Origin of the sequence: Enterococcus sp. AZ140, assembly GCF_051714405.1 — a bacterium.
Classification (GTDB): domain Bacteria; phylum Bacillota; class Bacilli; order Lactobacillales; family Enterococcaceae; genus Enterococcus_B; species Enterococcus_B pernyi.
In genome coordinates, this window is the sequence record NZ_JBIORU010000001.1 from 1,247,297 (window position 1) to 1,266,666 (window position 19,370).

A 19,370-nucleotide genomic window follows, 5' to 3' on the forward strand; every position below is an offset into this window, starting at 1 on the left:
GAGTGATTCGATGAGAAAAGTTTTGGTAGCTAACAGAGGAGAAATTGCTGTACGGGTATTTCGTGCCTGTACAGAATTAGGGATCCAAACTGTAGGTGTCTATGCAGAAGAAGATGAATATTCCGTTCATCGCTTTAAAGCGGATGAGGCATATCTAGTTGGTAAAGGAAAAAGACCGATAGATGCGTATCTTGATATTGAAGGGATTCTTGAGATTGCTAAAGCTAGTGGAGCGGACGCGATCCATCCCGGTTACGGATTATTATCTGAAAACTTACACTTTGCCACACGGTGCAAAGAAGAAGGCATCACTTTTGTTGGGCCAGAACTTCATCATCTTGATATTTTTGGCGATAAGATCAAAGCGAAAACAGCAGCAATCGAAGCTGGTATCGCATCGATCCCTGGGACAGATGGTCCAGTAGAGTCAATTGAAGAAGTTTTATCATTTGCTGAACGTCATGGCTATCCAGTCATGATCAAAGCAGCATTAGGCGGTGGCGGTCGTGGGATGCGTGTAGCATATGACGAAAAAGGCGCTCGCGAAGGATATGAACGTGCAAAAAGCGAAGCGAAAGCTGCTTTTGGTAGTGATGAAGTCTATGTTGAAAAGTATATCGCTGATCCGAAACACATCGAGGTCCAGATCTTAGGGGATACCCATGGAAACATCATCCATCTCTTTGAACGTGATTGTTCAGTCCAGCGGCGTCATCAAAAAGTCGTAGAAGTTGCTCCTTGTGTTTCGATGAATGACCAACAGCGTCAACGTATTTGCGATGCCGCTGTCCAGTTGATGAAGCATGTGGGATATGTCAATGCAGGGACAGTCGAATTTTTAGTGGAAAATGACGAATTTTACTTTATCGAAGTCAACCCACGTGTCCAAGTGGAGCATACGATCACTGAGATGATCACGGATGTCGATATCGTAACGACCCAATTATTGATCGCACAAGGAAAAGATCTGCATAAAGAAATCGGATTGCCACAGCAAAGCGAAATAAAGATCAAAGGTTCAGCCATTCAATGTCGGATCACAACGGAAGACCCATTGAGTAACTTCCTACCAGATACTGGTAAGATCGATACGTATCGCTCACCAGGGGGCATGGGCGTCCGTTTAGATGTAGGGAATGCCTATTCAGGCTACATCGTTACCCCATACTTTGATTCACTTTTAGTAAAAGTTTGTACCCATGCGGCTGATTTTGCAACAGCGATCCAAAAAATGGAACGTTGTTTGAGAGAATTCCGTATTCGTGGAGTGAAAACAAATATTCCATTTATGTTGAATGTCATCTTGCACCCAGAATTTCAATCAGGACAAGCTAAAACGACGTTCATCGATAGTACCAATGAATTATTTGACTTCCCACGCTTACGTGACCGTGGAAATAAAACGATGAAATACATCGGAGAAATCACGGTAAATGGTTTCCCTGGCATCGAACGTGGTGAAAAACCATATTATGATGCACCACGTATGCCAAAAGAGCTGATCACTCGTCCGGATTACATCACAGCTAAAAATGTCTTAGACAAAGACGGCGCTTCTGCATTAGTGGATTGGGTCAAACAACAAGAAAATGTGTTATTGACAGATACCACGTTTAGAGATGCCCATCAAAGCTTATTGGCTACTCGTGTGCGCACAAAAGATTTCAAAGAAATCGCGCGGTTGACTGGTGAAGGGCTTCCGGAGCTGTTTTCAAGCGAAATGTGGGGCGGTGCTACATTTGACGTCGCCTATCGTTTCTTGAATGAAGACCCATGGAAACGCCTGAGAAAGATTCGCTCCTTGATGCCAAATACTTTATTGCAAATGCTCTTTAGAGGATCGAATGCTGTCGGCTACTCCAACTACCCAGACAACGTGATCGCTGAATTTATCAAAGAAGCAGCAGCACAAGGCATCGATGTCTTCCGGATCTTTGACAGTCTGAACTGGGTACCACAAATGGAAAAGAGTATCCAAGCCGTTCGTGATACAGGGAAAATTGCAGAAGCGACGATTTGCTACACAGGTGATATCAATGATCCAAGTCGTGCGAAATACAATGTGCAATATTACAAGGACATGGCAAAAGAGTTGGAACAGTTAGGCGCTCATATGATTGCAATCAAAGATATGGCAGGACTGTTGAAACCGCAAGCTGCTTATCGCTTGATCAGTGAATTGAAGGCGACAACGGATCTACCAATCCATTTACACACACATGATACAAGTGGCAATGGCATCATCACTTACTCAGCAGCAACCAAAGCGGGTGTCGATATCGTCGATGTAGCGATGAGTGCGATGAGTGGAAATACTAGCCAACCAAGTATGAGCAGTTTGTATTACGCTTTGGTCAACGGGCCACGTGTACCAGAAATCAATATTGCAAATGCGCAACAGTTGAATCACTATTGGGAAGATGTTCGCATGTATTACAAACCATTTGAGAATGGCTTGAATGCACCTGAAACTGAAGTTTATATGCACGAAATGCCAGGTGGACAATACTCGAACTTACAACAACAAGCCAAAGCAGTTGGCTTAGGTCATCGTTGGGATGATATCAAAAAAATGTATCACACAGTAAACTTGATGTTTGGTGATATCGTCAAAGTCACGCCTTCTTCTAAAGTTGTAGGCGATATGGCCTTGTTCATGGTCCAAAATGAGTTGAGCGAAGAAGACATTTACGAAAAAGGCGAGACATTGAGTTTCCCGGAATCAGTCGTTACCTTCTTCCAAGGTGAATTAGGCCAACCAGTAGGCGGATTCCCAGAAAAACTCCAAAAGATCATTTTGAAAGGTCGTCCAGCCATCACCGAACGTCCAGGATTGTTCGCTGAAACAGTAGACTTCGAAAAAGTCAAAGCAGAATTAGCTAAAAAGATCGGCTATGAACCAAAACAAGAAGAAGTCTTGAGTTACTTGATGTATCCACAAGTCTTCTTGGATTATCAAACCGCTTATAATCAATTTGGCGATGTCACATTACTGGATACACCGACTTTCTTCCAAGGAATCCGCTTAGGTGAAACGGTCAATGTCCAAATCGAAAAAGGCAAGATCCTGATCATTCGTTTGGATGAGATCGGTGAACCTGATATTGAAGGAAACCGTGTGTTATTCTTTAATTTGAACGGCCAACGAAGAGAAATCACTATCAAAGATACGTCGATCGTCAGTGCGGTAAAAACTAGACGAAAAGCAGAACCAACCAATCGCGAACAAATCGGTGCGACGATGTCCGGTTCAGTTCTAGACGTCTTGGTGAAAAAAGGCGATACGGTCAAAAGAGGCGATACATTGATGGTTACTGAAGCAATGAAGATGGAAACGGCCATTGAAGCACCATTCGATGGAGAAATCGCACATCTCTATGTTGTTGCTGGCGATCCCATTGCCTCAGGAGATCTATTGATCGAAGTTACAGAAAAATAAGAAAGGAGAGGGAACATTTGAAACGACTAGGTCTATTTATAGCAACACTACTATTCGTCACGTCGGCTTTATATTTGGAGCCAGTAGTGTTCCCTCCCAAACTTGAAACATCCACGCAAGACCAACAACTGATAGGAAATCAAAATCAGGTAACGTCTTGGAAATACCAGGAGCTAAATGCGACTGGCTTTTCTACATATATTGGTCGATCAGTCACCGAATTAGAAGCAAAGATTGGTTCACCTAAAGATCGTTTGACGAGCGGATTCGGCTTTGAGATCAGATATTATCAAGATCCAATTCAACAAATCGTACTTGAAGCAAATATACAAAATGACCGAGTGGAGGCTATCAAAGTTTTAAATGCGAACGCAACTAGTTTGACACCATTTGCCGTTGGCATGACTATGCAGGATCTGACAGAGATTACAACGATTTTTCCGAACTTCACATTTGAATATGAAGAGACAGAAGTCGGAATCGAATTGACAGAAGAAGACATGAATTATCGTCCCTTGATTGCTTTTGATAATGGTACATTTGCGATGCTTTTCTTTGATCAAGATACAGGTGGATTATTTTCAACAGTTTATTTAAATAAGAAAAGCTTATTGAAATTAATGCCTTACCAGGTCTTTGGGGAAGGATTGCCCCACTACGAAATGGATAGTTCAGCAGACTGGGAAAGTATCAATCAATCAAGAGAGCGTGTCATCATTCGAGTGTTGACGAGATTACGCCAAGAAGCTGAACTGCCTGATTATCATTACTCTCCAGATTTTATGATCCAAACGAATGTACTGTTAACAGACTTTATCGAACAACCAGAAGAATGGTTGGCAGAAAATCGTTTGGCAGAGTGGCAAATGGCAACACAGACTTCGCAAACTACAGTTAAATTTACGTTGTCAAATGATGAAATCAATCGCTTAGTGGAAAAACGACAATTAGATCAAACAACTGGAATTTTCATGCATCCAATCATTGATCCGACTTTTTCAGTTTTATTGTTATATACTGATCCTTATTATCATGATCGATTCTTGGAAAAAGAACCAACACAGTTAGGCGTTGCGTTTTCGAAAGAAAACATGTTAGTCTTAATGAAGGAAAAAGAGGAGACTAGTGAAAGCAGTGATAATCAATGAGGAGTTGTTTGAACTGGAGGACCAGTGTCATCAGCTTGTTCAAACGATTGTAACAAGTGAAATGATGGAACAATATCTCAAAACTAAAAAAGAGATGGAAACTTCTATCAACGTCAACCAGTTAAAAAATGATTTTATTGCAAGCAGACAAGCATTTGAAGAAATTTCACCTTATGGAAAGTACGTTCCAGAGTTTCGTGAAAAACAACGAACTGTACGCCAAGCCAAAAGGCAGTTGGATCTAAATGAAGAAGTAGCTGCTTTTCGAATAAGTGAAACAGAATTACAAAAGATACTAGATTCCATTGGAAAACAACTTGCACATACGATTTCGACGGAGATCAAAATCAGTGCAGGTAGTCCATTTTTTGAAAAAAGTGAAGGGTGCGGAGGAAACTGCCATGGACATAGAAAATAAAGAATTTGAACAAACACATCGGCGAGGGTTAGTCGTGTGGGTATATAGTTTAAAACAATTGAAAAATCTTCGCAAATTTGGATTAGTGCATTATGTCTCTCGTAAAATGAAGTATGTGATCATGTATTTAAATGAAGACAACTATGAACAAACGGAAGAAAGGATCAAGAAATTACATTTCGTACGAAATGTCGAACGTTCTTATCGACCAGATATCGAAATGAATTTTGCTGAAAAAATCGGTAAAAAGGCGGATACAAAAGAAGAAGGCTTCGAGATCGAAGAATTAAACACCAAGATCCGCTTAGCTGATCACGTTTTCTAGTAAAGAGAGTCCAGCGTTATAGTTAATAAAATCGGCGAAAATGAAGAAAATGTGATAAAAAGATTTTGAATAGTTATAAAAAGTTAAATTAAGAAAAAATAGACTTGAGAATTGACGATTTTAGTCGGAATCAAGTCTATTTTTTTGGTATACTAATAACAGTATGTTTCAAGGAGTGAGTAGATGCGAGTAATTTCAGGAGATTACGGCGGTCGCCGTTTAAAAAGTTTAGCAGGGCCAAATACTCGACCGACGTCTGATAAAGTCAAAGAGTCGATATTCAACATGATCGGTCCTTATTTTAATGGAGAGGTCGTTTTGGATCTTTACTCAGGAAGCGGGGGTCTAGCGATCGAAGCAGTTTCCAGAGGCTGTAGCTACGCAATCTGCGTGGAGAAAAACTATCAAGCACTAAAAATAATCAAAGAAAATATTGAAATCACAAAAGAACCAAACAAATTCAATACAATGAAATTAGATGCTGATAAAGCGATTGAGTCACTGGCGAAAGAAGATCAAAAGATTGATATTCTATTTTTAGATCCACCTTATGCTAAACAAAAAATCGTCGATCAAATTGAACGTATGGAAGAATTGGCTCTTTTTCAGGATGCTGCCTTGATCGTATGCGAAACAGATAAGTCAGTGGAGCTTCCTGAGACAATAGGAAATTTTCAACAAATCAAACAGCAGACCTATGGCATCTCTGCGGTGACCATTTATAGAAAAGAGGAAATATAAATGAGAAGAGCTTTATTTCCAGGGAGTTTCGACCCATTGACTATGGGACATTTAGACACGATCGAACGAGCTGCGAAGTTGTTTGATGAAGTGATCATCGGTATCTTTATCAATACATCAAAAAAAACATTGTTCACGGCTGAGGAACGCTTGGAATTGATCACACAAGCAGTCGCACACTTAGAAAATGTCCGAGTGATCCACCAAGAGACACAGCTGACAGTGACGACGGCAAAAGAACTAGGTGTTCAAGCGCTGGTTCGAGGTGTTCGCAGCTTCAAAGATTTTGAATATGAACGTGACATTGCGCAAATGAATCATCATTTGAGTCATGAATTGGAGACGGTGCTTTTTATGGCAAAACCAGAGTATAGCCATATCAGCTCAAGTATGCTTAAAGAAGTTCTTTATTTTGGTGGGGACGTGAGCGCCTATTTACCTACTGTGATCAACGAAGCATTAGCTAGAAAGCGTGAAAGTGATGCAGAATAAGAAATGGTGGAAAACATTATCCGTAATCCTTTTAGGTACGTTATTAGCAGGCTTTGTCATTGTTCCTTTACCCTATTACGTGGAGGCTCCAGGTGCCACGATTGATCTTAAAGATATGATCACAGTCAATGATCAAGAAGATAAAGAATCAGGCTCTTTCTCTCTCACTTCTGTAGGAATCAGAAGAGCAACAGGATTTGGTGTCGTCTCCGCACTGCTGTCAAATTTCAAAGATGTTATCAGTGAAGAAGAGTTGACTGGTGGAGCGACAAATGAAGAATATAATCAGATGCAAAAATATTATATGGAATCCTCACAAAATGCCGCCATTGAGCAAGCCTTGAAACTAGCGAATATTCCGTATACGATGGAATTCAAAGGTGTCTATGTCATGGGCGTCGAAAAAAATTCGAGTTTTTACAAGAAACTATCTGTTGGCGATACAGTCACGAAAGTAGATGGGATGAGTTTCAAGAGTGCGGAAGAATTTATGGAGTACGTGAAAGGACAGGAAGTAGGACAGGTTGTCACAATCACCTTCATCCACAATGGCAAAGAAGAAGAAGCTTCAGGTAAACTGATCGAGTTATCGACAGATAAAAAACCAGGAATCGGGATCACGTTGACCGACCATACAGAAATCGCCACAGACACTGAAGTGACAATCAATTCTGGTTCAATCGGTGGCCCTTCAGCAGGCTTGATGTTTACTTTGGAGATCTATGAACAGTTGACCCATCAAAACATCCGTAAAGGGAAAAAAATAGCCGGTACAGGGACAATCAATAGTGCAGGTGAAGTGGGACGAATCGGTGGAATCGATAAAAAAGTGGCAAGTGCAGACGAAGCAGGAATGAATATCTTTTTTGCGCCAGATGATACGATTTCTGAGGAAGTGAAAAAAGAAAATCCAGATATCAAAACGAATTATGAAGAAGCTAAAGCTGCGGCTAAAAAACTCAATACATCGATGAAGATCGTTCCGGTCAAAACAGTGCAAGATGCCTTAGAGTATCTTGAGAACATGAAATAAACGGTTTATCGACTTGTATGTTTTGTACTCATATTTTAAAGCGAGGTCTAGACATGTTTAGCCTCAACAAATAATGCGCCATCCACGAAAATTGTTTTTTAAATTTTTGTGAGTGGCGCATTAATTTTTGAAGAGGTTCTATCTGTTCTCGGCGTTTATTCGGTTTAGATGGTATGAAAGGGCTAATGTCCCCTCTTTTTCTTTTTTTTCAATAATTACAAAAAAACGTTTTGTTATTTTGTAGGTAATTTTAAGTAAGTTTGCTACCATATTAAGAAAAGAGTTAGAAAGGGGCAAGATAAATATGGAACAACCAAGCGATCGCCAATCATCATTTGATATCGGAGAATATTACTCCGAAAAAAAGTATAAAAAAAATTTTGGGCACTTGCGGAAAACAGCAGACTTTAAACGTGTATTAATTGATTTTGACAAACAACTGGAAGAAACGAAAGATCAACTGCCAAAACATCGAAACGGTGTGTTGTGGACTAGACGCTTACTTGCAGAATTTCGACAGAAAAAGTTGAGCAAAGCGGGTAGAGTTTTCAATTTTATTCTTAGGCGTAAGAATAAAGAGCCTGAAAAATATGAGAATACACTAAAGGATTTGAACAGTAAATATTTTAAATCAGAATATATTCAATCGATTGTTGATAAAGATGTATGGATTGATCCAAAAGAAATCGTTGATGAAATCAAGCACTTAGCTTCAAGAGCGAAATCTATCCCTACGGCTCGCGGGTTGGAACTAAGGGAACAGTTTCGAGCACAACCTTCGGAGCAAAAAAAATGGCGTCAACCTGAAACAGAAGAAGAATTACACTACAGTACCCTTTCTTTCCTAGAGGAAGGTGGAGAAAGCGAGAAGTCGCGCAAGATAACTATCAATAGAAAAGATGACCCCGTCATTTACGCTGTGATCCGACGAGAGGACAATGGGGAAAAAGTCTCATTAAATATAGAAGTTTCTCATAATAAAGAGAAACGAATCGAAAAACCTATAACTAGACACCACAGAAATCCTTCCGTTCATGGCGAGGTAGCCTTTACTGGTCACCATGAGCAACAAATCAAACAACCAAGACGGTTATCACCAATTTCAGAGTTGCAAGAAAATAATGGGAGAAAAAATTCATTGAAAGATGAGTTTGAACGACGTGATACGAAACTTCGAGAAGTAAAATCTGCGATCAATCAAGGACTTATTTCGTCAAAAAATTTATCTGGAGAAGGCGCTGTGCAATCGGTGAAACAACGGATTTGGGAAATAGAGAACGGATCTGGGAAGTCCGACCGTATGGTTTTTAATAGTCATAATGACTCAGACAAACGTTCATTTGGCATGACCAAACAAGCAGCAATGAGTAAGTCAGGGGAAAATCGACCACCAGCTCCGCCTTCTCCAAGTTTGAAGCCGAAACCAAGGATAGAACCAACTAGATAAACCCTGGATATAAAAAATAAAAGAAATAATCATTTGAGGCGTATCTAATATTGAAGGAACATCGCAGTGTAGATGTTTTTTCACTATTTTTTAGAAAGGAAAATGAAATAGCAAAGAATACCAATGAAGAAAATAGTTCAAGAAATCTTTGATTCGCCAAAACGCCTCATTCTATTTTTTATATGCAGTGTATCAGTTAGTATGATCGTAGGAGTGGTCATATACCGTCAGATCGCTCCAACTAAGATCCATGAATCTAGTAACATACCGTTGATAACTGCGACAAGCTCGGATAGTTACCAAAAAACTGCGACAACCGAAACAACGACAAACGACCCAATCATGTATGTAGACGTGAAAGGAAATGTCCATCGACCAGGAATATACGCATTTACAGACGAGGAACGTGTATTTGATATCATTGAAAAAGCAGGAGGATTGACTGCACACGCTGATGAAAAACAAATCAATTTTGCTGCAAAAGTTTCGGATCAACAAGTGCTTTATATTCCCCAAGTTGGGGAAGAGATGCCTCAGTTCGCAGAGGAAAAAGAACAGACAGAGGAAAAGAAAGTCAATCTTAATACTGCCAGCCTTGCTGAATTACAGGAGCTTCCAGGAATCGGGGCAATGAAAGCACAAGAGATCATCAATTATCGCGAAGCCAACGGTTCCTTCCAAACAATTGAAAGTTTGAAAGAAATATCGGGATTTGGCGAAAAGACAGTTGAAAAACTGAAAAACTTCGTTACAATTACAATAGAATAAACCAATGAGGTGACAAAATATGAGCAATGAACGAATTCCTTGGGATCAGTATTTTATGGCACAAGCCGTATTATTATCATTAAGAAGTACATGTACACGATTAGAAGTAGGTGCCACATTAGTTAGAGAAAAACGAATCATTGCGGGTGGTTATAACGGCGCAGTGAGTGGGGATGTTCATTGTATCGACGAAGGTTGCTATGTCGTGAATGGTCACTGTTTACGAACGATCCATGCAGAAATGAATGCGTTACTCCAATGTGCAAAACTCGGAGTTCCTACAGAAGGGGCAGAGATCTATGTCACCCATTTTCCATGTTTGGCATGTACAAAAGCATTGCTTCAAGCAGGAATCAGGAAAATCCACTACTTGCATGATTATCGCAATGACCCTTATGCACAGTCATTGATTACCCAATTAGATGCATCCGTCCATCAAGTCAATTTAGATATGAAATATTTTGCTAAACTTCAACAAGAGTCAACAGGAGAGCTTGATTAAACAATTTGGCGAACAAGTTCGTAATTACTTGATTTTACCAGCAATGTCTTCGGTCATTTTATGTTTCGTTTACTATAAGGAGCATGATCTGTCTCGCTTGATCGTTGCTGGTCTTTTTCTTCTGGTACTATTCAAACACAAGCAAGCGGTGATCTATCTTTGTTGTTTTTGCAGTCTGACAGTCTGGTTGGCTTGTCTTCGTTCAGAGGTTCCCTCGATTGATCACACAAGAACAACTGAAGAGTTTTTATTGATGACCGATACAATTCAACGGAATGGCGACTGGTTGACTGTAGAGGCGCGAAGAATCCCCACAAAACAAAAAGTCCAGCTAAGTTATCAAGCCAAAACAAAAGCAGAAGCACACCAATGGGAAGACTTTCGCGGGTATCCGATCGAACTTCGAGTAACTGGCAGTTATCAAACATCCGAATCGTTGCGTAATCGTTATGCATTTGATGCGGTCAAATATCTGAAGGGATCACGAACTAGTGGTCAGTTCCTTGGAACTGATTTCGAAGTCCTGCCTTCAACAAGGGGAGGGTGGACTCTATTTCGTGACCTCCGTGGAAAAGCAATCAATTATGTAAAAAAACGCTATCCTGAAAAAATAGGAATGTATATTAACGCGTTACTTTACGGTTATCGTGATGCTTCTTTTCGCGAGTCCGAATCAATTTTTAAAGCCACTGGATTACTGCATCTATTCGCAGTTTCTGGGATGCATGTCCACTATTATTTAGGATTTTTGTATTATCTTTTTCGACGAAGTGGTTGTCTTTTGTCTATTACGATTCTTCCACTGACATTGCTTACAGGGGGGTATATCCTATTAGCTGGAGGCTCATTTTCTGTGGTTAGAGCAGGGAGCTTATTTATTTTGAAGCTTATACTTAAATTGGCAGAAATCAAACTATCTACGCTTGATTGCTTTTCTTTGAATCTATGGTTGCTTTTATTGTTCGATCCATTGATCCTGCTTCAAATGGGTGCGCAATTAAGTATATGGATGAGTTTATTATTTATGACATTTTCTCACTCATCAAAAGGTTGGAACAATCGTTTATTCTATTTATTCCAAACAAGTGCAATTCAATTACCTTTAAGTGCTTGGTATTTCTATGAGTGGTCGTTTTTAGGTGGCTTATTCACGACACTTGGCATTCCATTATTCCAATACGTCCTTCTTCCAGGGGTGATCATTCTCTTTTTAGCAGGCAACATCCTTCCGCAGTCTTTATTAGAAATCCTCGAATCGTGTTTGATGCTCTTTGAAGACTTCCTCTCTTTTTTTGATTTCTCCACACTGACAATCGGGCAACCCGCTTTTTATTTCGTTTTATTGAGTATTGTCGTCCTCTTACTTTTGTTTGAGAGCGTAACGATTCCCCCATGGAAAACAATCATTTATTCATTATCACTCCTCCTCAGTTATTTCTTGATACCATTACTTGATGCCTCGACTACGATCACCTTTATCGATGTCGGACAAGGCGACAGTATCCTACTAAAAAGTCCGATGAAACAAGAAGTGATTGTAATCGATACTGGGGGCAGATTAAATGTTGAAACAGAAGCGTGGCAGCAACGTATTACTCGTCCTTATGCAGAAAATAATATCGTTCCGTATTTAAAAGGACAAGGGATCACCACGATTACAAAACTATTTCTCACACATAATGACACTGATCATATCGGGGAATTAGAAACACTCTCGTCACATTTCACCATCAAAGAAATTTACATTGGTTGGGGCGCTGCCAAAGAACCAAAGTTTCGCGAACGATTGATAAAAATTAGTCAGTTAGGAACCAAGATCATGGAAGTCAGGCAAGGAGATCGAATATCTGCTTGCTTTGACTTGTACGTTTTGATGCCAAGTAAAGAAGGGCAAGGAAAAAATGAAGATTCAGTGGTTCTCTGGTTCGCATATAAGAAGCAGCGCTTTTTATTACTGGGGGATTTAGATCAAGAAGGGGAACTCGACCTGTTGAATGCTTACCCAACATTAAGGGCGGAGGTCGTGAAACTAGGACATCATGGGAGTCGTAGTTCGAGTCATCCTATGTTTTTGGCTGCTTTGCAACCAAAGATCAGTATCTTATCTAACGGGCTTGACAATCGCTATGGCCATCCTCATCCTGAAGTCCTTGACACGTTGGAAAGCTTAGAGAGTACAGTTTATCGGACAGACAAAAATGGGGCGATCACTTTTTATTGGCATCCTATTTGGACCAAAAATGGCCAACTTCAGAAAATGATAGACTAGCAATTTTTGTTTTCTCGTGATAGGATAAATTGGAAAGTGGTGAGAGATGTGAGTATCCAAGTTGAACTACAAAAAATACGTAAAGATAAGCTCGCACCTTGTTATCTCGTTTTAGGAACGGAGAAGTTTTTACAAGACCAAGTGCGTACAGAAATCCTCAAGAAAATACAAATATCAGGAGAAGATGACCTTAATTTTCTGCGATTTGATATGACTCAAGCAACGATCGATGACGTAATCGCTGAAGCAGAAACCTTACCGTTTTTCGGTGATCAACGGGTGGTTTTTGTCGAAAACCCTTATTTTTTGACGGGTGAAAAAAACAGCAACAGTATCGAACAAAACACAGATCTTTTAGTAGACTATTTAAAAGAACCGCTTGAATCAACCGTACTCGTCTTTTTTGCGCCTTATGAAAAATTAGATGAACGAAAAAAAGTTACGAAACAATTGAAGAAAACGGCGATATCGATCAATGTTCAGCAATTGAATGAAAAAGAAGTGCGACAGTATTTATTGAACACATTAGAAAATACACCGCTTACTCTAGATCGTAAAGCAATCGACCTTTTTTTACGATTGACTGATTTAGACTTATCAAAAATGATGGCAGAATTAGATAAATTGATGTTATATGGACAGAATCAATCAGCAATCTCTGCGAAAGAAATCGAACAATTAGTGCCTAAGACATTGGAACATAATATCTTTGACATGACACAATATATGCTTTCTGGAGATACGGAACATACCCTGCGATTATTTGAAGATTTAGTCACACAAGGGGAAGAGATCATCAAGATCAATGCAATCTTACTCTCCCAACTACGATTGTATCTCCAAACGAAATTTTTAGTCAAAATCGGGTACCAACAAGCAAACATTGCGGAAACTTTGAAAATCCATCCCTATCGGGTAAAATTGGCGATGCAAGAAGTCAGAAAGTTCGATGAACGAACATTAGTCCAATTGTTCGACCAATTAGTCGAGATGGACTATCAAGTGAAAAGTGGGCAAATCGAAAAGAAATTGAGTTTTCAATTATTCGTTTTTCAGGCAGCTGAAAGACTAAAAAACAAGTAAAGACAATCGCAACAAAAAACACACAGTTTTGTCGGTGATCAGAAGGATTAGCGAAGAACTGTGTGTTTGTGTATAGAAAAGCAAATAAAAAAACCGGCCGTGGCCGATTTCCTTATTTAGCGATTTTTTTGCTTAAACGAGATTTGTCGCGGTTTGCTTTGTTTTTGTGGATAAGACCTTTAGTTTCAGCCATATCGATCGCTTTAACAGCGTCTTTATATAACGCATCTACGTTGTCAGCACCTGAAGCTACAGCATCCTCAAATTTTTTGATTGCAGTACGCATAGCACTAGTTTGAGATGAATTTTTTACATTCGCGTTTTCGCTTGTGCGAACACGTTTGATTGCAGATTCAATGTTTGGCATTTGTTTCACCTCCGATAAGTAAAGTTCTTACGCGTGTTACCGCATAATTCAACATTCATTATTATACCTAATGCGAGCGCGCATTGCAATATCAACATGACAAGTTTTTTTCCTTAACACGTAAGAAATATCAGAGAGCATGGATTTATGAGTGGCAGAAAAACAAAAAAACAAAAGAAAAAGCGCTGTTGTGGGAGACAACGAGCGCTTAACCAAACGTGGTTTAATTTATCTTGGTAAATAAATAATTGAATGGGATGTTTGGTACTGAAATAGTATATAACAAAGTCAACCGTTTGCAAAGTTTTTTTTGAAAAGGGATACGATTGCTTCAAATCAATGAATCATAACGTTAACATAGATTAGTTATTTTATAACTAATTAGAATGCATGAAAAGGAGCTATTCGGGTGTTCCAATGATTTTGATGTATTCATCGATGTTTTTGATCATCATTCGTTTGATGACTAATTGATTTCGACGATTCCATTTTCCGCTAACTTCCAATACATATTTGTTTAAAGGTAAACGTAAAACATATTTTGCCAAGTAGCGATCTTTAATTAGACAATTGATTACCCGATCTTCAAGTTGGAGATTCAAACCAGTCAACATCATTGGTTGTTCTTGTAAAACATACGTATCAATCAAAAGACCTTCAAAAGTTTCCACGAGCGTCTTCCTTTCTTCTAAATCAAACATTTCGCACTTCTTTTAAAATTTCCTGCATAAAAGAGGTACACTTACACTTAGTATAACAAAAAAGAAGCACCAAGCCAAAAAAAAGCCGAAAGAACTTGAATAATCCCAAGATCTTTCAAGTTTTCCGACTTTTTTTATAGATAATTGAAAAAATAGTTACGTATATTAAAAATTGGCATCAAAGACGTTTTGGATCAAATCAGGAAATAGTAAGTAGGTCAATCCAATAATCAATAGAACAGCCAATAAAAACCATCCAACAGTCCCAAAGAAATATTTTAGTTTTTGCATATGCGATCACCTCAAAACTAGTATACCACGAACAAAAAAATTATCCTTTTCTCAACCACTAGATGCATCATTATTTATTAAAAGAAAACAATTGGAGAATGCAATAGGCGATTCCAGAAGCAATCACAGGGCCCGCTGCGATTCCTTTTAAAAAGACAACGCCTAAGATCGTTCCAAAAACTAAAGCCACAGTGATTTGTGGATCTGTCGCGATCAAGCCAACGCCTTTAGACGACAATACAGCAACTAAGCCGCCACAGAAGATCGCGACCCAACCCATAGGTGATTTGAACGCATCAAGCAAATCTTTTAAACCAATATCACCTGTAGCAATAGGCACTAAAATCGCCGCAGTAATGATCGTCACGCCAATATTGATTCCTTTCCCTTGGAGCCATGTCAAAAAATCTTTTGATGCAGGAATAAACTTAACAAGTAAAATAAAACCAGTCGCTAACATCAGACTTTGATTTTTAGCAAGGACGGCTACCAGCATGATCAACCCAAGAAATAACCAACTTTCCATCAAAAAACCTCACTTTCTAATTATTCATCATACCATTTTTTTAATACGATGCAAAAGAGTCATTAGCAAAATATTTGATCGAATATAGAAGGAACAAAAAGGTACGAAGAATTAGACGAAAAGGCAAAATGAGAAAAATACCTACGTTGATGATATCAAACCATGTTTTTATGAGGTGAAGAATAGAGTGTCTGATTTATCATGTATACTTGATGTGAAAAAGTAACAAATAAACTGTCTGATGTCGCAAAAGGGAAATGGGTCAATAAGGCAACAAATGTGGTGGAAAACATGACAGAATCTTCTAGTTAGAAAAAATCGACAAATAAAAAAGTCGAATCATACCGAAATCCCTCGGATGATTCGACTAAATTGAGAAGTTATTTACGTTTCAATCTTTCAAGAAAATAGTCTTCTAATACACCGCCTAGTACAAAGATGAGCCAAGAGTAAGCCCAGCTTCGAGTCATAAAGGACCAAACCATGTAAACGATGAAGATACCCGGCCAGTATAAACGTTCAAATAAACGAATCGCTTCTGCTGAGTCTCCGTACATGTGTTGAGACGCTCGTGGTCCTGGCTCATCTTCATCTGAGATGAAGAACGTGCCTTCAGCGACTTTTGAAAACCAAGTGTAGATGATGCTGACGTAGACGATAAAGAAGACGCCGAGTGCCACGGAAGCAAAGAAAAGCAATAAAGCAAATCCAATCGGTAAGCCAAAGGCTCTATTCGTCAAGATAGGTGTGACCGCAAGGATACATAGAATGATACCGAAAACTAATCCTACTCGAAAACTTTTCGCATAGGCTTCTGTTTGTTGTCTTGCTTCGATTTTTACTTGCTGTGAATAGGGACGATCATTTAGTTTCTTCTTACTAGCTGAATAGCTCAAACTTGTAGTAATAATCAAACCAACGCCTAAAGCGACTAGAAGAAACATTGCCAGAAAGCCGATGATCTCGCTAATACCATTAGCAAAAAATACGAGCATTCCTACAGCTAAGATACAACTAGCAATTCCAGTTGAAAGAAAAAGGGAGAAACGACGGACTTGGTTCCAAAATGAAATCACTTCATCGAGTTCAATCTCGTTTTCCCAGACTTCTTCGTCAAAAGAGGACCGAGAAAGTTCCAATTCTTGGAGGATCTCATCAATAGAACCAAATTCACTGATGACTGCACCAATGGCTTCATGCTCTGATTTTCCTTCTTCTAATAATCCGTGATACTGATCTTCCATGATTGCCAATAGGTCTTCTTTGGCTTTTTTTGTTTCAGGTGTATTCGGTACATTTAAAAATAAACTATCTAGATAATCCTTAATGGTTTTCATGTTTCTCCTCCTTGTAGAAAACGGTCAACAACGATTTTTGTTTGCTGCCACTCGTCTTTTTTTTCTTCTAATAATTTCTTCCCAGCACTACTGATTCGGTAATACGTTCGTTTCTTGCCATGGGTGACTTCGCCAGGATAAGAAAGGATCAGCCCTTGCTTTTCTAGGCGTGTAAACGCGGAGTATAAGGTTGTTTCCTTGATGATATACATTGAATCAGTTCCCTCGCGAATCTGTTTAGAGATTTCGTACCCGTAGGAATCTTCTTTGGAAAGAATCGATAAGATGATGGCATCATTATACCCACGAATTGCATCACTTGATATCACTCGATCGCCTCCTTCATAATTACTACATCTGTCGTAATAATTATAAAACAATTACTACGACAGGTAAAGTAAATAAAATGAATTACTTAGAATTCAGTCTTAGGTCTGAGTCTTTTTGGTAGAAATCGATCACTAGAGACAATACATGTAGAAATGTAGCAATGTTCAGTCTAGATGTTTATTTCTTTTAGTCTCATTTGAGCTTTTATGAGTGATTTGGTACAATTGATATAAATATAGTGAAAAGGAGGGACATATTTAATGGGCAGCTTGACTAAAATAACAGAAACAGATGATTATTCTAGATATCATATTAGCTTTAGTCATGCAATTATTTTTGTATTTTCTATCCAAGGCATCAGTGCGCTTAAAAATAGAAAAATCAATCAAAAATAAATGACCATTCAATATGTTTATTCCATTTTTAGCTAAGTACCAGATAAATGAAATAACAACAGGTCATGAATTTTTTCATGGCTTTTTTGATTGGTCTTAAGGAGCGAGAAAATGTATATTCAAGCGAATAAGATCAGTAAAAATTATAGTGGCGTACCTCTTTTTGAGAATTTGAGTTGCACACTCAATAAGCAAGACAAAATCGGATTGATCGGACAAAATGGCACTGGGAAAACAACTCTTCTTCAAATGTTGATCGGGTCTGAAGGTGTTGATGAAGGGACAGTTAGTAGGAAAAAAGGGCTGTCGATTGGTTATATTCCACAGAAAATGGAAAATGGCTCAATCGCTACTTTTGACTATGTGTATCAAAGCTTCAAAGACATCCAAGAAATGCAAACACAACTCACTTACTATGAAGAAAAAATGTGTATCGCAACGGAAGATCTGGACCATATCATGAAAGTATATGGCGACTTGCAGCAACGATTTGAGACGATGGGCGGATATGGATTAGAAGATCGGATCACGAGTGTTTTGAAAGGATTAGACCTTGCAGAACAAATTGAAACAACACTTGATCAATTAAGCGGAGGCGAACGTATTCGAGTAGAATTAGCCAAAGTATTATTACAAGAAAATGATGTTCTTCTATTAGATGAGCCAACCAATCATCTTGATCTCGACTCCGTACAATGGTTAGAAGAATATCTAAGATTGACAAATTGTGCGTTCCTCGTGATTTCCCATGATCGTGCGTTCCTTGACAATGTAGTCAAAAAAATCATGGAGATCGAGGACGGTCAGATAATCGAATATTCGGGGAATTATAGTCGATACATGACGTTGAAGAAACAACGGATACAGGAACTTCAAAAAAATCATGAACTTCAGCAAAAAGAAATCAAACGATTGAAAGGAATGATACGACGCTATCGCCAATGGGGGAATGAAGGAGACAACGAAGCATTCTTTAAAAAAGCAAAAGAAATCGAGCGTAGATTAGAAAAAATGATACTGATCAATGCGCCTAAGGTCCCCCGCAAAAAACTAACTACGATCAGTCAAGAAGATCTGTCGGGGAAAGAAGTGTTGGTTGCCAAAAATATAAAGAAAACAGTAGGTCACATATGTTTGTTTTCAGATAGTTCGTTTATGATCTATCGTGGTGAGCGGATCGCCATATTAGGTAAGAATGGTTCTGGGAAATCAACGCTATTAAAAGTAGTGATGGGGGAAATAGGAGTAGATGAAGGGACCATTAAAACTGGCGAAAGTTTGTCAATTGGCTATTTACCTCAACGCTTAACGTTTGATCAACCAGAACAACGGATATTGAATTATGCTAAGTACCTGATACCTGATGAACAGAAAGCACGACAAGTATTAGCGAATTTTGGATTCTTTAGTGGGGATGTCGCTAAAAGGATCAAAGATCTTTCTGGCGGAGAACAAGTAAGGCTGCACCTCTTGAAACTGTTCCAAAAGAAAATCAATGTATTGATCCTAGATGAACCAACCAATCACTTGGATATCTATGTAAGAGAAGAAATCGAAGAATTATTGTCTACATTTACCGGTACTATTTTAGCAGTTACTCATGATCGCTATTTCTTGCGAAAGAATTTCGATCAGATATTATTAGTGAAAGATAAAAAAATCAAAAAGCTATTGTATGAGGATCATTCATTTTAGCTCAAAAAAGTATATAAAAAATAGTAGTAAGCTCAGCGATGCGTGAGCTTACTACTATTTTGT

20 protein-coding genes are annotated in these 19,370 nt (G+C 38.8%); 14 read left to right on the plus strand and 6 right to left on the minus strand.

The window, feature by feature from the left end; all coding sequences use genetic code 11:
* Nucleotides 1-10: 10 nt before the first annotated feature.
* From IGJ39_RS05895 to holA, 12 genes are all read left to right on the plus strand, one after another.
* The gene (locus IGJ39_RS05895; RefSeq protein WP_019723754.1) at nt 11-3,439 is read left to right on the plus strand and encodes a pyruvate carboxylase; all 3,429 of its coding nucleotides are present in this window, start codon (nt 11-13) and stop codon (nt 3,437-3,439) included.
* Nucleotides 3,440-3,456: 17 nt separating this feature from the next.
* Nucleotides 3,457-4,587, plus strand: coding sequence for a CAP-associated domain-containing protein (locus tag IGJ39_RS05900; RefSeq protein WP_019723753.1), 1,131 nt, complete (start codon nt 3,457-3,459; stop codon nt 4,585-4,587).
* Complete coding sequence (locus IGJ39_RS05905; RefSeq protein WP_065096766.1) at nt 4,574-5,005, plus strand: YlbF family regulator; 432 nt, start codon at nt 4,574-4,576, stop codon at nt 5,003-5,005. The genes IGJ39_RS05900 and IGJ39_RS05905 overlap by 14 nt, the downstream gene beginning before the upstream one ends.
* Nucleotides 4,989-5,330 carry a YlbG family protein gene (locus IGJ39_RS05910; RefSeq protein ID WP_034689324.1) on the plus strand — a complete coding sequence of 114 codons (342 nt, stop codon included), beginning with the start codon at nt 4,989-4,991 and terminating at the stop codon, nt 5,328-5,330. Before IGJ39_RS05905 ends, IGJ39_RS05910 begins: the two co-directional genes overlap by 17 nt.
* 183 nt (nt 5,331-5,513) lie before the next feature.
* On the plus strand, nt 5,514-6,071 hold the full coding sequence (rsmD, locus tag IGJ39_RS05915) for a 16S rRNA (guanine(966)-N(2))-methyltransferase RsmD (protein WP_019723134.1): 558 nt from the start codon (nt 5,514-5,516) through the stop codon (nt 6,069-6,071).
* Nucleotides 6,072-6,563: a pantetheine-phosphate adenylyltransferase gene (gene coaD, locus IGJ39_RS05920; protein WP_019723133.1), complete on the plus strand. Its 492-nt coding sequence runs from the start codon at nt 6,072-6,074 to the stop codon at nt 6,561-6,563.
* Nucleotides 6,553-7,596 (plus strand): SepM family pheromone-processing serine protease, encoded by a 1,044-nt coding sequence (locus IGJ39_RS05925; RefSeq protein ID WP_019723132.1) that lies wholly within the window; start codon nt 6,553-6,555, stop codon nt 7,594-7,596. Before coaD ends, IGJ39_RS05925 begins: the two co-directional genes overlap by 11 nt.
* Nucleotides 7,597-7,900: 304 nt before the next feature.
* Complete coding sequence (locus tag IGJ39_RS05930; RefSeq protein WP_229049050.1) at nt 7,901-9,043, plus strand: hypothetical protein; 1,143 nt, start codon at nt 7,901-7,903, stop codon at nt 9,041-9,043.
* A 123-nt stretch (nt 9,044-9,166) separates the two neighbouring features.
* A complete protein-coding gene (locus tag IGJ39_RS05935; protein WP_029594023.1) occupies nt 9,167-9,811 on the plus strand; it encodes a helix-hairpin-helix domain-containing protein in 645 nt (214 codons plus the stop codon).
* Between the two features lie 19 nt (nt 9,812-9,830).
* Nucleotides 9,831-10,313 carry a ComE operon protein 2 gene (locus tag IGJ39_RS05940; protein WP_019723128.1) on the plus strand — a complete coding sequence of 161 codons (483 nt, stop codon included), beginning with the start codon at nt 9,831-9,833 and terminating at the stop codon, nt 10,311-10,313.
* Nucleotides 10,306-12,582, plus strand: a complete 2,277-nt coding sequence (locus IGJ39_RS05945; protein ID WP_019723127.1) for a DNA internalization-related competence protein ComEC/Rec2 — start codon at nt 10,306-10,308, stop codon at nt 12,580-12,582. Before IGJ39_RS05940 ends, IGJ39_RS05945 begins: the two co-directional genes overlap by 8 nt.
* 36 nt (nt 12,583-12,618) lie before the next feature.
* Complete coding sequence (gene holA, locus IGJ39_RS05950; RefSeq protein WP_029594021.1) at nt 12,619-13,665, plus strand: DNA polymerase III subunit delta; 1,047 nt, start codon at nt 12,619-12,621, stop codon at nt 13,663-13,665.
* A gap of 112 nt (nt 13,666-13,777) precedes the next feature.
* Here holA and rpsT read toward each other — a convergent pair whose 3' ends face one another.
* The 6 genes from rpsT to IGJ39_RS05980 form a co-directional block, all read right to left on the minus strand.
* Nucleotides 13,778-14,032: a 30S ribosomal protein S20 gene (rpsT, locus tag IGJ39_RS05955; RefSeq protein WP_010735647.1), complete on the minus strand. Its 255-nt coding sequence runs from the start codon at nt 14,030-14,032 to the stop codon at nt 13,778-13,780.
* A gap of 401 nt (nt 14,033-14,433) precedes the next feature.
* On the minus strand, nt 14,434-14,703 hold the full coding sequence (locus tag IGJ39_RS05960; protein WP_010735646.1) for a hypothetical protein: 270 nt from the start codon (nt 14,701-14,703) through the stop codon (nt 14,434-14,436).
* A 195-nt stretch (nt 14,704-14,898) separates the two neighbouring features.
* Complete coding sequence (locus IGJ39_RS05965; RefSeq protein ID WP_010735645.1) at nt 14,899-15,024, minus strand: hypothetical protein; 126 nt, start codon at nt 15,022-15,024, stop codon at nt 14,899-14,901.
* A gap of 70 nt (nt 15,025-15,094) precedes the next feature.
* Nucleotides 15,095-15,550, minus strand: a complete 456-nt coding sequence (locus tag IGJ39_RS05970; protein ID WP_010735644.1) for a DUF441 domain-containing protein — start codon at nt 15,548-15,550, stop codon at nt 15,095-15,097.
* 380 nt (nt 15,551-15,930) lie between these two features.
* The gene (locus IGJ39_RS05975) at nt 15,931-16,887 is read right to left on the minus strand and encodes a permease prefix domain 1-containing protein (protein ID WP_019723124.1); all 957 of its coding nucleotides are present in this window, start codon (nt 16,885-16,887) and stop codon (nt 15,931-15,933) included.
* Complete coding sequence (locus IGJ39_RS05980) at nt 16,884-17,216, minus strand: PadR family transcriptional regulator (protein WP_019723123.1); 333 nt, start codon at nt 17,214-17,216, stop codon at nt 16,884-16,886. Before IGJ39_RS05980 ends, IGJ39_RS05975 begins: the two co-directional genes overlap by 4 nt.
* A gap of 261 nt (nt 17,217-17,477) precedes the next feature.
* Between IGJ39_RS05980 and IGJ39_RS05985 the strand changes: the two genes are divergently transcribed.
* Both IGJ39_RS05985 and abc-f read left to right on the plus strand, forming a co-directional pair.
* On the plus strand, nt 17,478-17,612 hold the full coding sequence (locus IGJ39_RS05985) for a hypothetical protein (RefSeq protein WP_019723122.1): 135 nt from the start codon (nt 17,478-17,480) through the stop codon (nt 17,610-17,612).
* A gap of 111 nt (nt 17,613-17,723) precedes the next feature.
* Nucleotides 17,724-19,307 (plus strand): ribosomal protection-like ABC-F family protein, encoded by a 1,584-nt coding sequence (abc-f, locus tag IGJ39_RS05990; RefSeq protein WP_195339582.1) that lies wholly within the window; start codon nt 17,724-17,726, stop codon nt 19,305-19,307.
* Nucleotides 19,308-19,370 lie beyond the last annotated feature (63 nt).

What these genes read in the sequence shown, in the direction of transcription:
- IGJ39_RS05940 (WP_019723128.1), top strand. Translation starts at nt 9,831, where the DNA reads ATGAGCAATGAACGAATTCCTTGGGATCAGTATTTTATGGCACAAGCC.
- coaD (WP_019723133.1), top strand. Translation starts at nt 6,072, where the DNA reads ATGAGAAGAGCTTTATTTCCAGGGAGTTTCGACCCATTGACTATGGGA.
- IGJ39_RS05910 (WP_034689324.1), top strand. Translation starts at nt 4,989, where the DNA reads ATGGACATAGAAAATAAAGAATTTGAACAAACACATCGGCGAGGGTTA.
- IGJ39_RS05930 (WP_229049050.1), top strand. Translation starts at nt 7,901, where the DNA reads ATGGAACAACCAAGCGATCGCCAATCATCATTTGATATCGGAGAATAT.
- IGJ39_RS05970 (WP_010735644.1), bottom strand. Translation starts at nt 15,550, where the DNA reads ATGGAAAGTTGGTTATTTCTTGGGTTGATCATGCTGGTAGCCGTCCTT.
- rpsT (WP_010735647.1), bottom strand. Translation starts at nt 14,032, where the DNA reads ATGCCAAACATTGAATCTGCAATCAAACGTGTTCGCACAAGCGAAAAC.
- IGJ39_RS05965 (WP_010735645.1), bottom strand. Translation starts at nt 15,024, where the DNA reads ATGCAAAAACTAAAATATTTCTTTGGGACTGTTGGATGGTTTTTATTG.
- IGJ39_RS05975 (WP_019723124.1), bottom strand. Translation starts at nt 16,887, where the DNA reads ATGAAAACCATTAAGGATTATCTAGATAGTTTATTTTTAAATGTACCG.
- IGJ39_RS05985 (WP_019723122.1), top strand. Translation starts at nt 17,478, where the DNA reads ATGGGCAGCTTGACTAAAATAACAGAAACAGATGATTATTCTAGATAT.
- abc-f (WP_195339582.1), top strand. Translation starts at nt 17,724, where the DNA reads ATGTATATTCAAGCGAATAAGATCAGTAAAAATTATAGTGGCGTACCT.
- IGJ39_RS05935 (WP_029594023.1), top strand. Translation starts at nt 9,167, where the DNA reads ATGAAGAAAATAGTTCAAGAAATCTTTGATTCGCCAAAACGCCTCATT.
- rsmD (WP_019723134.1), top strand. Translation starts at nt 5,514, where the DNA reads ATGCGAGTAATTTCAGGAGATTACGGCGGTCGCCGTTTAAAAAGTTTA.
- IGJ39_RS05895 (WP_019723754.1), top strand. Translation starts at nt 11, where the DNA reads ATGAGAAAAGTTTTGGTAGCTAACAGAGGAGAAATTGCTGTACGGGTA.
- IGJ39_RS05925 (WP_019723132.1), top strand. Translation starts at nt 6,553, where the DNA reads ATGCAGAATAAGAAATGGTGGAAAACATTATCCGTAATCCTTTTAGGT.